The sequence below is a fragment of the Burkholderia sp. L27(2015) genome (assembly GCF_009765705.1).
In the GTDB taxonomy this organism is placed as follows: domain Bacteria; phylum Pseudomonadota; class Gammaproteobacteria; order Burkholderiales; family Burkholderiaceae; genus LMUX01.
In genome coordinates this window covers 338038-352146 of sequence record NZ_LMUX01000021.1, presented here as the reverse complement: position 1 = coordinate 352146, position 14109 = coordinate 338038, and the positions used below count along the sequence as shown (strand labels likewise).

The 14109-nt window shown below is 59.7% G+C and carries 14 protein-coding genes and 1 tRNA gene; 8 read left to right on the top strand and 7 right to left on the bottom strand.

Features of this window, described 5'->3' with window-relative positions; translation table 11 throughout:
- Nucleotides 1–2: 2 nt before the first annotated feature.
- Nucleotides 3–611 (top strand): OmpA family protein, encoded by a 609-nt coding sequence (locus GSQ77_RS19990; RefSeq protein ID WP_254067809.1) that lies wholly within the window; start codon nucleotides 3–5, stop codon nucleotides 609–611.
- Nucleotides 612–664: 53 nt separating this feature from the next.
- On the top strand, nucleotides 665–2158 hold the full coding sequence (locus GSQ77_RS19985; protein WP_158904509.1) for a CHASE2 domain-containing protein: 1494 nt from the start codon (nucleotides 665–667) through the stop codon (nucleotides 2156–2158).
- A 4-nt stretch (nucleotides 2159–2162) separates the two neighbouring features.
- On the opposite strand, the gene GSQ77_RS19980 is transcribed toward GSQ77_RS19985, so the two are convergent.
- Nucleotides 2163–3059 (bottom strand): LysR family transcriptional regulator, encoded by an 897-nt coding sequence (locus GSQ77_RS19980; protein ID WP_158904508.1) that lies wholly within the window; start codon nucleotides 3057–3059, stop codon nucleotides 2163–2165.
- A 105-nt stretch (nucleotides 3060–3164) separates the two neighbouring features.
- Between GSQ77_RS19980 and GSQ77_RS19975 the strand changes: the two genes are divergently transcribed.
- The 4 genes from GSQ77_RS19975 to chrA all read left to right on the top strand — a co-directional run bounded on the left by GSQ77_RS19975 (nucleotide 3165) and on the right by chrA (nucleotide 7145).
- A complete protein-coding gene (locus GSQ77_RS19975; protein ID WP_158904507.1) occupies nucleotides 3165–4289 on the top strand; it encodes an NADH:flavin oxidoreductase in 1125 nt (374 codons plus the stop codon).
- A 232-nt stretch (nucleotides 4290–4521) separates the two neighbouring features.
- Complete coding sequence (locus GSQ77_RS19970) at nucleotides 4522–4797, top strand: metal/formaldehyde-sensitive transcriptional repressor (protein ID WP_158904506.1); 276 nt, start codon at nucleotides 4522–4524, stop codon at nucleotides 4795–4797.
- Nucleotides 4798–4809: 12 nt separating this feature from the next.
- Nucleotides 4810–5802: a CDF family Co(II)/Ni(II) efflux transporter DmeF gene (gene dmeF / locus GSQ77_RS19965; protein WP_158904505.1), complete on the top strand. Its 993-nt coding sequence runs from the start codon at nucleotides 4810–4812 to the stop codon at nucleotides 5800–5802.
- Between the two features lie 116 nt (nucleotides 5803–5918).
- Nucleotides 5919–7145 carry a chromate efflux transporter gene (gene chrA, locus GSQ77_RS19960; protein WP_158906388.1) on the top strand — a complete coding sequence of 409 codons (1227 nt, stop codon included), beginning with the start codon at nucleotides 5919–5921 and terminating at the stop codon, nucleotides 7143–7145.
- A gap of 76 nt (nucleotides 7146–7221) precedes the next feature.
- On the opposite strand, the gene GSQ77_RS19955 is transcribed toward chrA, so the two are convergent.
- From GSQ77_RS19955 to rph, 6 genes are all read right to left on the bottom strand, one after another.
- Complete coding sequence (locus GSQ77_RS19955) at nucleotides 7222–7665, bottom strand: hypothetical protein (protein WP_158904504.1); 444 nt, start codon at nucleotides 7663–7665, stop codon at nucleotides 7222–7224.
- Nucleotides 7666–7787: 122 nt separating this feature from the next.
- Nucleotides 7788–7877, bottom strand: a tRNA-Ser gene (locus GSQ77_RS19950).
- Nucleotides 7878–8013: 136 nt separating this feature from the next.
- On the bottom strand, nucleotides 8014–9231 hold the full coding sequence (locus GSQ77_RS19945; RefSeq protein WP_158906386.1) for an MFS transporter: 1218 nt from the start codon (nucleotides 9229–9231) through the stop codon (nucleotides 8014–8016).
- A gap of 132 nt (nucleotides 9232–9363) precedes the next feature.
- Nucleotides 9364–10728: a radical SAM family heme chaperone HemW gene (hemW, locus tag GSQ77_RS19940; RefSeq protein WP_158904503.1), complete on the bottom strand. Its 1365-nt coding sequence runs from the start codon at nucleotides 10726–10728 to the stop codon at nucleotides 9364–9366.
- Nucleotides 10725–11327: an RdgB/HAM1 family non-canonical purine NTP pyrophosphatase gene (rdgB, locus tag GSQ77_RS19935; protein ID WP_254067715.1), complete on the bottom strand. Its 603-nt coding sequence runs from the start codon at nucleotides 11325–11327 to the stop codon at nucleotides 10725–10727. Before rdgB ends, hemW begins: the two co-directional genes overlap by 4 nt.
- 10 nt (nucleotides 11328–11337) lie before the next feature.
- Nucleotides 11338–12090 carry a ribonuclease PH gene (gene rph, locus GSQ77_RS19930; protein WP_158904501.1) on the bottom strand — a complete coding sequence of 251 codons (753 nt, stop codon included), beginning with the start codon at nucleotides 12088–12090 and terminating at the stop codon, nucleotides 11338–11340.
- Nucleotides 12091–12404: 314 nt separating this feature from the next.
- Here rph and GSQ77_RS19925 point away from each other — a divergent pair, with 314 nt between their 5' ends.
- Nucleotides 12405–13355: a YicC/YloC family endoribonuclease gene (locus GSQ77_RS19925; RefSeq protein ID WP_158904500.1), complete on the top strand. Its 951-nt coding sequence runs from the start codon at nucleotides 12405–12407 to the stop codon at nucleotides 13353–13355.
- Nucleotides 13356–13496: 141 nt separating this feature from the next.
- Nucleotides 13497–14108: a guanylate kinase gene (gene gmk / locus GSQ77_RS19920; RefSeq protein ID WP_254067808.1), complete on the top strand. Its 612-nt coding sequence runs from the start codon at nucleotides 13497–13499 to the stop codon at nucleotides 14106–14108.
- Nucleotide 14109: the final 1 nt, after the last annotated feature.

Genomic DNA, 14109 nt, shown 5'->3' with positions numbered 1-14109 from the left:
CTGTGATCCGAAAGCATCGGCTGGTATTGGGTGCGGCATTCGCCATGCTGGCTTTTCTGTCCGGGTGTAGCGCGACCCCGGACAAAATTGTTCTATTGCCGGACCCGGACGGCAAAGTCGGAGCGGTCATTGTCCGCAGCGGCACTGAACAGCAACTGATAAACAAGGCTTATGCCGGGGTTGACGTCGCCAAGGGCGGCGCCATGCAAAAGACGACGGATAGCCAAGCCAGTGTGCAGGCTCGCTATGGCGAGCTATTGGCTGCTCGGCCTCCGCGCCCCGAGACATTTACCATCAATTTTCTGTTTGACTCCGCCACCCAGTTGGCGCCGGAGTCAATTGCCACGGTTACAAAGCTAAAAGCCGACCTGGCGACTTGGCCTGCGCCTCACCTCGTGGTCGTGGGTCACACCGATCTGGCAGGTTCTCAAGCGTTTAACGACAGACTATCCATGCGGCGGGCGCAGACCGTTGCAGCGTTCCTGATCAAGGAAGGGATTCCTGTCCAACAAATCGAGACCGCCGGCCGCGGCAAGCGTGAGCCACTGGTACGAACGGCAGATGGCATTGCCAATCCCGTGAACCGGCGCGTAGTCATCACCATTCAATGACACTCGCTATCCGCTACCGCGCCTATCATCGACGTTGACAGGCTTTTGCCTTCATGAAACGCCATAGCAAACGATTACTCGCCTTTGTAAGAACCCTGCTGAGGGCGCGCAAGGGGCGTCCGGTGGCGCTCGTGGTCTTGTTTAGCTTGAGCCTGCTCAACCTATGCAGCGAATGGCCGAACGACATAGTACGTCCGGCGGTCGTGGACGCGATTGACAAGGTGGCCCCGAACTCCTTCGGAACGGCCCGGCGAATTTTGTTCGACCACTATCAACGCCGATTTCCACGAACTCCGACGACACAGCCCGTGACCATCGTCCAAATTGATGAGAAGACGCTGGCCGCCTTCGGTCAATGGCCGTGGCCGCGCAATCGACTCGCGGGCCTGGTCGATGCCATTGCGGCGCAGAAACCACTGGCTATCGGTCTCGACATCTACATGCCGGAGCCGGATCAAACGTCTCCCGACAAAGTGGCCGACAATCTGCCGAAAGAGGCTGCGGCCTTGGCGGCCGGCTTGCGGGCCCTTCCCAGTCACGAAGCCATTCTCGCCAAATCGTTGCGGGCGGCACCGACCATACTGGGTGCCGCGGCGTTCGATCAGGCGGCCTACACCACCAGCACCGATCTGAGAAGCGCTCCGATTCTCGTGCATGGCGCCGACCCTCTGCGCAGCGTGCAGCGGTTCAATTATGTGCTGGCCAGCCTGCCGGAATTGCAAGCGGCGGCGCACGGGCAGGCGATGCTGAACGTACCGCTTGAACAAGGCGTGGTGCGGCGTATTCCCCTCATTATGGGCTTGGGCGAGAAGGTGGTGCCTAGCCTGCCAATAGAGATGCTCCGTGTCGCGACGGGGTCGCCGTTCGTCGACGTTTTTGCCGACGCATCGGGCGTGCAAGCGGTGGGTGTCGCGGATGTGCGGGTGCCTACGCAATCCGACGGCGAGATCTGGTTGCATTTCGCGCCTATTGAGTCGACGCAGAACCGCTATGTGTCCGCACGTGACATTCTGCAAGGAAAGGTCGACGCTAGCCGTATTCGGAACAAGTTGGTGTTGGTTGGGCTAACCGGCTCCGGCCTGACTGACATGCGCACGACCCCGCTGGGCGAACTGGTGCCAGGTATCGAAATTCAGGCCCAGGTCATCGAGACGATTTTCGAGGGAAGTTTCCTGCGTCGCCCCGTCTGGTTGATATGGGCTGAAAGCGCGTTCATCATGGCGCTCGGTCTGCTGATCATCTGGTATGTGCCACGCACCGATTCGCGCCTTGCGGTGTTCATGAGAGCCGTGCCTAAGGCTTCCGCTGTTTTGGGCGTACTTCTGAATCTGCTGATTCTTTCGAGTGGCCTTTTCTTTTTCAGGTATTTTGGGCTGCTGGTTGATGCGGCCTCGATTTTCATTATCGTGTCCGCAGTCATGGGATGCTTCTTTTCAACTGCGTTGCTCCACGACGACGCACATACCGTGCGGGAAGCCGCGAAGGCGGCGGCGCGTGAAGAAGGCGGCGGCGGGGCTGGCAACGCGCCCGGCGCTGGGGTCGCATAGAAGATTACTGGCCATGCTTCTTATCGAGCTGCGCCATCTCACTTTCAAGTGCAGCAAGGAACACATTCACGCGGTGAGGCACATAGCGCCGGCTTGGAATGAGGGCCCAGACCGATAGATTCTCCATCGACGCGTCCTGCAGGTACACCTGGACCAGCGAGTTGTCGGCCAACTGCCTGAATACGTCCCAGTAGGTCAACATGGCGAGCCCTAGGCCTTGCATGGCGGCGGTACGTGCCGCTTCGACACTGGTCGTGGTGACGTACGCTTCCACACGTTTGCGTATCAACTCCCCATCGACAATGAGCGGCCAACGCCTTACCGCGCCCAAGCTGATGCAGGCATGGTCGTTCAGCTCGGATAGCGTCGCGGGATGTCCACGCTTTTTCAGATAAGAGGGCGCGGCACAGATAAGGCGTGGATTAGGCGCGATCTTCTTCGCCACCAGTTCCGAATCTTCTAACGGCGCGATCCGCAACGCCAAGTCCAGCCCCTGCCCGACAATATCGACCTGACGATCGGAAAGATCCAGGTCAATACGAAGGTCAGGATTCGCTTCCAATAGTCGCGGAAGCATCGGTAACAGGATGGATTGTCCGAAACCGCTTGGGGCTGTCATACGCAGGACTCCTGACGCGGTCCCTGGCAACGGGCTCAGTTCGGCTCGTGCGCCGGCTTCCGCATCCGCCATCGCTCTGGCATACGGGACAAAAGCTTCACCTTCCGCGGTCAGGGTCAGGGATCGGGTCGTGCGGTGGAAGAGGCGCGAGCCAAGATCTTCTTCCAACGCCGCTATCCGCCGTGATACCTGCATGGGAACTACGTCGAGCTGGCGTGCCGCAGCGGACAAACTCCCCGCCGACGCGACCGCCAGGAATGTTCGAACGTCTGGAAGAAGCATGGTTTATATCCAAAAGTGTTAGAGCGGCTTCACGTCCCGATGGCTGTTCACCGCGCTTCGCGATGCCTACTATGAAGTCACCTTCTTTTCGAGACGAGTAACAAAATGACCGACACGAACTCCCAAATCCTATCCCCGTACGATCGCAACGGCATCGCAGTGCGTAACCGCATTGCGGTAGCCCCCATGTCGCGTATCACAGCCACGGAAAACGGGCACCCGACACAAACTATGTTCGACTACTACATGCGCTTTGCGAAGGGCGGCTTCGGGCTGGTGACAACAGAGGGGATCTATACCGATAAGGCATTTTCGCAAGGATACCGGTTTCAGCCAGGTTTAGCCGACGACGAACAAGCGCGGGGCTGGACCGCATTCAATCGGGAAATGCAGGCTCACGGTGCACTTGTGTTTGCACAGCTCATGCACGCTGGCGCGTTGAGTCAAGGCAATTTTTATCAAACGCACACAGTGGCGCCGTCAGCCATTCGCCCAAAAGGCAAACAGATGGAGCTCTACTATGGCCAAGGCCCATTCCCGGAACCGAGACAGATAACCGACGCCGAAATCGATGACGCCGTGCGGGGCTTCGTGGATGCCGCGCAAAGAGCTGTGAACCTCGCCGGGTTCAATGGCGTGGAAATCCACGGCGCCAACGGCTACTTGCTGGACCAGTTCTTGACGGCGGAGACCAACCGTAGAACCGACCGCTGGGGCGGTGCCACGAAGGCACGAGTCCAGCTGCTTGCAGACGTGGTGAATGCAGTCAAGACCAACGTTGGTCATGTTGCTCCAGTCGGCATTCGAATTTCTCAAGGCAAGGTCAACGATTTCAACTCGAAGTGGCTGGGTGGGGAGGCGGATGCCGAAGTGATCTTCGGTACACTCGCCGATGCGGGCGCTGACTTCATTCATGTCACGGAGTTCGAAGCCTGGCAGCCTGCGTTTGAAGGCACGCAGGATAGCCTTGTGACACTGGCACGTCGCTATGCACCGAACGTAACGCTTATTGCAAATGGCGGCTTGCATCCCGCAGAGCGAATGGCAAATGCGCTGGCGACCGGCGCGGACCTGGTGACCCTTGGACGTGGTGCGTTGGCCAACCCCAATCTGCCAAAGATACTCGAGAGCAAGCGCGAACCCAGGACATTCGATGGTTCTATCCTTCAACCGATCGCCAACATCAAAGAGGGAGAACTCGCGATGCGGCTAGATGCCTTGACGCGATGACGAGCAGTCCTGCCCCACTCCGATACCGAAGACGATTGCAGTCTCACGTGTGTTCACGCGTGATCTACCCGCCAAGTTTCTCCGTTGCCTCGTAAGCTCATGAAGGTAACGAAGCGGGAACTCGATATCGGCGGGGCGCTTGACCGGCCTACTCACCCGCCTCAATACCCCCATCCCCTATACGGATGCTTCGAACCAGTTATACTCCCCCCGGGTATTCAAGGAGCCTCCGGTGGCACACACGATCAGAGAGAAGCAGAAACTTCTCAACAGGGTTCGCCGTATCAAGGGGCAGGTAGAAGCCATCGAACGGGCGCTTGAGGAAGAGCACAGGTGCTCCGACGTCCTGCAGCGGATTACGAGCTGTCGAGGAGCGATGAACGGTTTGCTTGCCGTCGTGCTGGAGGATCACATCCGGAACCATCTTGTCGATGTGGACAACGGCGAGGAGCATGGTGACAGCGCGACGGAACAACTTATCGAAGTTGTTCACAGCTATTTCAAGTGATTAGGGCTGGAAATGAATGATTTCAAAGACGCCGCAATCGGCGCGGGGCATGACCACATCTTTCTGGGTGCTGGACACGAGCAGAACGAGCGCAAGACATGGGCCGTGATTGCGCTGTGCAGTGCGATGATGCTGATTGAAATCGTCGGCGGCAGTATGTTCGGATCGCTGGCACTTGTTGCGGACGGGATGCACATGTCGACGCATGCGGGTGCAATGCTGATTGCGGCGCTCGCCTATACTTACGCGCGCAAACACGCCACCGATTCCCGCTTCGTGTTCGGTACTGGCAAGCTGGGTGATCTCGCAGGATTCACCAGTGCCATCGTGCTTGCGATGATTGCACTGCTAATCGGCTACGAGGCGATCTCGCGTTTCCTGTCACCGGTGCCCATCCGTTTCGGCGAAGCGATTCCCATTGCTGTAGTCGGCCTGCTCGTCAATCTGGCAAGTGTGTGGCTTCTCAGCGGCCACAGTCACGGCCACAGTCATAGCCATGATGACCACGCTCACGAAGAAGAAGTGCAGAAGGCACTCGAAGAGCACGAGCACGACGCGCATGACGCAGTCACCCCGGACCACAACATCCACTCAGCCTATATCCACGTAATGGCCGACACAGCGGTCTCCGTGCTGGCCATCATTGGCTTGGTGTTGGCACGGACCTTTGGCTGGCTCTGGATGGACCCTCTCGCGGGCGTCATCGGAGCACTGGTGATCGCGAACTGGTCTTATGGTTTGCTGCGCGATACTGGCGCGATTCTTCTCGACGTTAATCCCGACCCACGCATGGCAGAGAATGTACGCCACGCCGTTGAGGATCGTGGCGACAAGGTCGTCGACCTGCATGTGTGGCGCGTAGGTCCCGGTCATATGAGCGCTGTTGTGTCGGTGGCGACAAACGAGCCGCAACGAGACTCGCGTTTTTATCACGCGATATTTGAGCGCTTCAAGGGCCTGTCGCACGTCACTGTTGAGGTACAACCTTCACACGTGGTGGGCTAACGGGCCTTGACTGCGACGAAGCGCAAGGCTCTTGAACATTTGGCGAGCTGGTCGAAAGCGAGTAACCGGCCGGTTTATACGGACATGCTGATCTCCTCAATCTGGAACCGGTAATGATGGAAACGGGTACCACCTCCCCGCACTCGGCCCGAGCGCCGGAGGTTCTCGCGGTGTTTCTCAAGTTGGGGCTGACATGCTTCGGTGGTCCCATTGCCCATCTGGGATACTTTCGCCGAGAGTTCGTCGAGCGACGCCGCTGGCTTGACGACGAAGCCTTCACCGATTTGGTCGGACTCTGTCAGTTCCTTCCCGGGCCAGCCAGCAGCCAGGTGGGGTTCTCGATCGGTCTCTTGCGAGCTGGGTGGCTTGGGGGGCTCGCGGCTTGGTGCGGATTCACGCTGCCTTCAGTCCTGCTGTTGCTAGGCTTTGCGGCCATTGCCCCGAGTCTTGGTGGCCCAGTCGGTGGTGGCTTGATCCATGGATTGAAGCTCGTCGCTGTCGCGGTCGTTGCTCAAGCGGTTTGGGATATGGCACGGCGCCTGTGTGCGGATCAACGCCGTGCTGCCATCGCGCTTATTGCTATCGCGGTACTTAGTATTCTGACGACCGTTTATGCGCAGCTCATCGTTATCGGCCTCGGTGCTGTGCTCGGACTCGCGTTGTGCCAGACGACGGCATCGTCAGATACCGGTCGCGTATCTCAACACACACACGAATTCCCCATTTCCCGTGCAATGGGTGCCGCTGCGTTGATCCTCTTCTGCGTCGGGCTTTTCGGGCTTCCCGCGTTGATCGGGCTGCACGGAGGCCAGGCGATCAAGGTCTTCGAAGCGTTCTATCGGTCAGGGGCGCTTGTCTTCGGCGGCGGGCACGTCGTGCTGCCGCTTCTGCAGCAGCAAACCGTCGCGACCGGTTGGGTCTCTTCGAACGATTTTCTCGCCGGCTACGGTGCCGCGCAGGCCGTGCCCGGCCCCTTGTTCACGTTCGCTGCATTTCTCGGATGGATGATGGCCGAAGCGCCGAATCACTGGACCGGCGCGTTGCTCGCCACCGCAGGCATTTTCTTGCCAGGTCTTCTACTCGTGCTTGCGGCGTTGCCTTACTGGCAAGCGCTGCGTAGCCGAGCGTCGATGGCTGCACTACTTGCAGGGGTGAATGCGGCGGTCGTTGGGCTGCTGGCCACCGCGCTGTACTCGCCGGTCTGGACCAGCGCGGTTCGCTCTGAGCTCGATTTTGCCATCGCGGTCATCGCCTTTTTTCTGCTGACACGCTGGAAGATTCCACCGCTCGCCGTCGTCGTGCTCTGCGCGTTGGCCGGCATTGCCGAGGCGACTTGGCACTGAATCGATGATTCCCTGAGCAGAGAATGAGCCGCGTCAAACGGCGCGCTTCGAGGAGATTTTTAAAACCGGCGGGTGTTCAAGCCGAAGTATTGACCATCGAACCGCTGGTGTTCGAATTTTGCGCCTTTAAAGCATCGGTCAACTTGCTCATCAACGATTCCAATTGCCCCTCGGTAGTGGCGATTGCCCCTTGCGCCGCCATAACAGAGGCTTCGCTACTGAAATTGCCGGCCTTGCCCTGTGCCGTCGCGAGTTTGAGCTGGGCCTCTTCCTGCTGCAATTGTTTTTCCAGTTGGGCGATTTCCTTGGCGATTTCCTGCTGCAAGGCAGAGCTCGAGCTCGAGGGAGTACCGCCGGAGCCGCTTGCGGCACCCGCTCCGCTGACCGCAGTGGGAGCGGCCTTGTCGGCGCCGGTCGGGCCGGAGGCGGACGTGGAGGTGGTGCCTGCACTATTCGTGGGGACACCGGATGAGGCGTTCTCCGTGCTTGCGGCGAGTGGGCTTACGTTCGCATTAACCATATTTAACCCTGTCTATTTTGATTACTTACATAGTATCGGTCAGTAAAACGAATTCTTTATGTCGCTAGAGACAATGTCTACCGATTGATTGGAGAGGTTTATTTCGATTCGGAGAGGTGTCGTGGCGGAAGCGGTGAGATTCGAACTCACGGTGCACTTTCATACACGGCGGTTTTCAAGACCGCTGCCTTAAACCACTCGGCCACGCTTCCGTTACAGGTAAAACGATAATTGATCGCGACGTAGACAATCTGAGCGGGTTGCGCCCCCACGTCACCAGGCCGAAATTATACTGCATCGCGCCGAACTTTCGTAACCCGGCGTTGAAGCCGGCAGCGCACACATCATTCAATGCGCGTCAAGCCGATCGATCTTGCGCAATTTCGGAAACAACTTCATCCACACCAGCGCGACGACGATAGTCCCCAACCCGCCGACCAGCACAGCAGGAACGGTCCCAAGCAAACCCGCCGCCACACCCGATTCAAACTCGCCAAGCTGATTCGACGTTCCTATAAACATCGAATTCACCGCCCCAACTCGCCCACGCATTTCATCCGGCGTACCCAATTGCACCAACGACTGCCGCACAACCACACTGATCACATCCGCCACACCCGTCACAAAAAGCGCTGCAAGCGAAAGATAAAAACTGCGTGACACACCAAACACCATCGTCGCCAACCCAAAAATCACCACTGCCGTAAACATCGCATGCCCCTGAGCCTTCTTCAGCGGATGCCGAGCCAGCACCAACGCCCCAAGCAACGCTCCAATAGCCGGCGCCGAACGCAACAACCCCAGCCCCTGCGGCCCGGTCTGCAAAATATCGCGCGCATAAATGGGCAGCAGGGCAGTAGCCCCCCCAAGCAACACCGCAAACAGATCGAGCGAGATAGCCCCAAGAATAGTCGGCTGGCTACGAATAAACGCAATCCCCGACAGCACCGAGCGCAGCGTAACCGGCTCACGGGGGCGAACCTGTGGCCGCACCCGTATCGTCGCCACCAACGTAGCCGCCGCGCAATAAGCGACCCCAGCACAGGTATAAACCGTAGTCGGCCCGAAGCCATAAAGCAGACCGCCCATCGCGGGCCCGAGAATCTGCGCGGTCTGCGCAGCCGACGTAGACAAAGCCATCGCACGAGGCAGCACGCTGCGCGGCACCAGACCCGGCAGCAGCGCAGAGAGCGTAGGCTGCTCAAACGAGCGCGTCGCGCCCACGCAAGCCGCCAGCGCATAGATCGCATGCGTATCGAGCCAGCCTTGCCACGAACCCAACGCGAGCACCAGCGCAGCCAAACCATTCACGCTCTGGCACACGGCCACCACCACGCGTCGGTCATAGCGATCGGCAACATGGCCCACCACCAAAGTCAGTGCGAACATCGGCACGAATTGCGCCAGACCAACCAGCCCGAGCGCGTAAGCGCTGTGCGTGAGCGCATACATCTGCCAGCCCAGCGCCACACCTATCATCTGGAACGACACCGACGAAAGGATGCGTGCGCCCCAGAAATGGAAAAATACGCGATGCTTCAGAAGCTCTTGAGGTTCAGCAGCCAGGCCAGTACTCACGGATTAAAATCGCTCTAGGCCGAGGTGCAACGCATCCCCGGCAGGTGGACAGAGACATCGATGGATAAAACCAAAGCCAAAGCCAAAGCCAAAGCATTACCCAGGCTTTATAAGCAGACTTTAATCTCGCAAAAACAGCTCCTGCAGATCGTTCAAAAAGCGCTGACCCAGCGGCGTCGGCGCAATCGTTTCGTGATCGCGCGTAATCAGTCCGCGTGCCTGGGCTTCGCGTAAGGCCGGCTCGATCGAGGTCAGCGTCATGCCGGTGCGCTCGCTGAACCGATACACAGGAAACCCTTCGGCTAGCCGCAGCGCATTGAGCATGAATTCGAACGGCAGGTCCGCGGTCGACACTTCATGTTCTTCCTGCACCGGCGTGCCAGCTTGGATCTGGGCCAGATAAGCGTCCGGGCTTTTATAGCGCACCTGCCGGATGATCCGTTCGGGAAACGACAGCTTCGTATGGGCGCCTGCGCCTATCCCCAAGTAATCGCCGAAGCGCCAATAGTTCAGATTGTGTCGGCTTTGGCGGTGCGGCCGCGCATACGCCGAGATTTCATAGCGACCGTAGCCGGCATCGGCGGTACGCTGATAAAGCCAGTCCTGCATGTCGGCCGCCGCGTCGTCGTCGGGCAGCGCCGGCGGGAACTTGTGAAACAGCGTATTGGGTTCAAGCGTCAAATGGTAGAGCGACAGGTGAGGCGGGGTGTAAGACAGCGCCGTCTCGAGATCCGCTTGGCACTCTGCCAGCGTTTGGCCCGGCAGCGCATACATCAGGTCGAGGTTGAAGTTCTCGAATGATTCTTGGGCAATTTCGATTGCGCGTCGCGCTTGGCCGCCATCGTGTATGCGACCCAGCGCGCTCAGATGCGCTTCATTGAAGCTTTGGATGCCAATCGACAACCGGTTGATGCCGCTCGTTCTGAATGCCTTGAATTTCTCGGCTTCGAAGGTGCCCGGATTGGCTTCCAGGGTAATTTCCACATCGGCGTCCAACGGCAAGAGCGCGCGCACCGTGGCCATCAGCGCATCGACTCCGGCGGCTGACATCAGGCTCGGCGTGCCCCCACCGATGAAAATCGAATGAATCTTGCGTCCCCAGATCAACGGTAGCGCAAGCTCGATATCGGTGCGTAACGCATCGAGATACGTCGCTTCCGGAAAGCTGCCGCCCTTCGGCTCGTGCGAGTTGAAATCGCAATACGGGCACTTGCGCACGCACCATGGGAAGTGAATGTAGAGCGCGAGCGGGGGCATCGCCGGTAAGCGGATCTTGCCTGGGGCTAGAAATGCCTGGACCGTGCCCGTGGCTGCGATGCCAGGTCGCAGATCGGGCGCGCTGCCCGCCTGCTTGATCGGGATGAAAGTCCCCGTGCCTTTGCCTTTGTTGCTACTCGCCGCAGTGCCGGCGCCCAAGGCATTGCCGTCGGTTTCGTTTTTTCCGGAACTACCGTTCGCGTTCACGTCGCTCGTGTCGTCGCTCATGCTTCGTTGGCCAGCTTGAGCAGCAATTGCTTGAGCGCCTGCGTCCGGTGGCTGATTTGGTTTTTGACGACCACGTCCAGTTCGGCGGCCGTCAATTGATATTGCGGCACAAAGAACAACGGGTCGTAGCCAAAGCCATGCGCGCCGCGTGGTGCGGCAACGATCTCGCCGTCCCAGCGACCGTCGGCAAGTAAGGGCTGCGGATCGTCGGCCGAGCGTACATAGGCGAGCGCGCAATAAAAATACGCGCGCCGGTCGGCGTGCAGCGCGAGGGTTTTGAGCAAATGCGCGTTGTTGGCAGCGTCGGACTTTTCACCGCCGGCAAGTTGCGCGTAACGCGCCGAATACACACCGGGCGCGCCGTTCAATGCCCGCACGCATAAACCGGAATCGTCGGCGAGCGCGGGTAGCCCCGTGAGGCTTGCAGCGTGGCGCGCTTTGGCCAACGCGTTTTCGACAAAGGTGGGATGAGGCTCGGGCGCTTCGGGCACGCCCAACTCGCCTTGAGCGATCACAGTCATCGCCAGCGGCGCCAGCAAGGCTGAAAATTCGCGCAGCTTGCCGGCGTTATTCGACGCCAGCACCACGCGTTGGTGCATTCGAGGCAGATCAGCCACCATTTAACCCCAGTGCCGCTTTTTGATGACCGATCAAATCGGCGATGCCCTTCTGCGCCAAATCGAGCAGACGATTCATTTCTTCGCGCGAGAACGCCGCCCCTTCCGCCGTACCCTGAATTTCGACAAAGCCGCCGGCGCCGGTCATCACCACGTTCATGTCGGTATCGCACTGCGAGTCTTCGGCGTAGTCAAGATCGAGCACCGGATGGCCGTGATACACGCCGACCGAAATGGCCGCGATGAAGTCGTTGATCGGCGACACTTCGATGCGGCCCGTAGCGAGCAACTTGGCGACCGCGTCGTAGGCCGCCACGAACGCGCCGGTGATGCTGGCCGTGCGTGTGCCGCCATCGGCCTGGATCACGTCGCAGTCGATGTGCAGCGTGCGTACACCGAGCTTCTCGAGATCGACCACGGCGCGCAATGCCCGCCCGATCAGACGCTGGATTTCCTGGGTGCGCCCGGTTTGCTTGCCGCGCGCGGCCTCGCGATCGTTGCGGGTATTGGTGGCACGCGGCAGCATGCCGTATTCGGCCGTCAGCCAGCCTTGACCCTTGTCGCGCAGGAACGGCGGTACCGATTCGGAGATGCTGGCGGTGCAGATCACTTTGGTGTCGCCGAATTCGACCAGAACAGAGCCCTCGGCGTGTTTGGTGTAATGGCGTGTCAGGCGAATTTCGCGCAAAGCATCGGCAGCTCGTCCGCTGGGACGCGCACCTGCGTGGAGGTTCGGTTGGCTCATGGGGCTCGCTAATCGGTTAAACGGCGGTGGAGTGGGCTGCGGTGTAAACCGCGATTTTAACGCGGAAACGCCCGCATCGACGGTGCTGTGCGGCACAGTCCCGTGCCGCAGGCTTGGGCGACCGTGCTGTGGCCGGCGCTCTGGCCCAACCAGGGAGCCCTGCGTGACACGGGAGCCACGCAGGCAGCTAAGCAGGATTCCAGCAGGTATAAATGCGATAATTGGGGTATCACCCGTCATGACGATTCATGATGGTCTGCTTACCTGAACCCTCTGGGCGCGCCTGCGAGCCGTCCCACAACCGCGAGATGCAAATGATTTACAGCATGACAGGCTATGCAAGCGTGACGCGAGAGTTGGCGGCCGACGGCCACCCGGACGCGAGCGCGGCCGGCGGCGCGAGCGTCTCGGTTGAGTTGCGCACGGTGAATTCCCGCTTCCTCGATCTCAACTTCCGTATGCCCGAAGATGTTCGCGGCTGCGAATCGACGTTGCGCGAAATGCTCATGAACAAGCTCTCGCGCGGCAAGGTCGAGATTCGCGTGAATATCCAGCGCGGCGAGAACGTCACGTCCGCCAGTGCATTGAACCACGCGGCGCTCGAACAATTGGCTGCGCTCGAACATGCTGTAGTCAGCGTGTTCCACAGTGCCGAACGCATGCGCACCGGCGAAATTCTGCGCTGGCCCGGCGTGCTCGCCGAGAGTTCGGTCTCGGCCGAGGTTCTGCGCGATGTGGTGCTGGGCTGCGGCAAACAGGCCCTGGGCGAATTGCTCGAGGTGCGTCAGCGCGAGGGCGCGCAAATGGCGAAGATGCTGTTGACCAACGTCAGCGAAATGGAAGCGATCGTGGCGCGCATCACGCCACTGGTGCCGGAGCTGATCGCGCGCCAGCAGCAGAAAATTGTCGAGCGGTTGCAGGAGGCGCTCGGCGTCGCCGTGCCGCAGGAGGGCGCGAGCGCGTCCAACGCCGCATTGAGCCGCGATGAAGTGTCAGAGCGAATTCGCCAGGAAGTGACGATATACGGCATACGCATCGATATCGCTGAAGAGCTCACGCGCCTGGTCGCGCATCTGGGCGAAACCCGCCATGTGATCGACAAGGGCGGCCGGGTCGGCAAGCGGCTCGATTTCATGATGCAGGAGCTCAACCGCGAAGCGAACACCCTGGGCTCGAAAGCGGCGACCAAGGAGTTGGCCGACGCGTCGATGACACTCAAGCTGCTGATCGAACAGATGCGCGAACAGGTACAAAATCTGGAGTAACACGGCATGCCCAACACTCAAGCCCATCAGCCCCCTCAGTCACCGGAGCGTGCGGACGCTCCCGCAGCTGCAGGCCACCGCACTCACAGCAGCCACGGCGGGCGCGATCCTTATCTCGGCGAATACCCGGGCAACCTGTTCATGGTGATCGCCCCGTCGGGGGCCGGCAAATCGACGCTGGTGAATGCACTGCTCGAAAAAGACGAGGCGATCTGCCTATCGATTTCGTACACCACGCGCGCGCCGCGCCCGAAAGAAACCGACGGCGTGCAATATCATTTCGTGAGCGTCGACGAATTCCTCGATCGGCGTGCGCAGGGTGAGTTCATCGAGAGCGCCGAAGTGCATGGCAACTACTATGCAACCTCGCGCGTCTGGATCGAAGAGCAGATGAAAAGCGGCCGTGACGTGTTGCTGGAAATCGATTGGCAAGGTGCGCAGCAGGTGCGTCGGCAATTTCGCAACGTCGTCGGCATTTTTATTTTGCCGCCTTCGTTGGAGGCGTTGGCCGAGCGTTTGACCAAGCGCGGGCAGGACGAACCCAACGTCATCACGCGCCGGCTGTTGGCCGCCGGAAGTGAGATGGCGCATGCCCCGGAGTCCGATTACGTGGTGATCAACGAGGCGTTCACACGGGCGCTCAACGAGCTGCAAACCATCGTTACGGCCACGCGTTTGCGCTTCGCTTCGCAGCGCGCGCGTCACACCGACCTGTTCGTGCAGCTAGGGATTCACTCGCCGCAGGCAGAGTGAG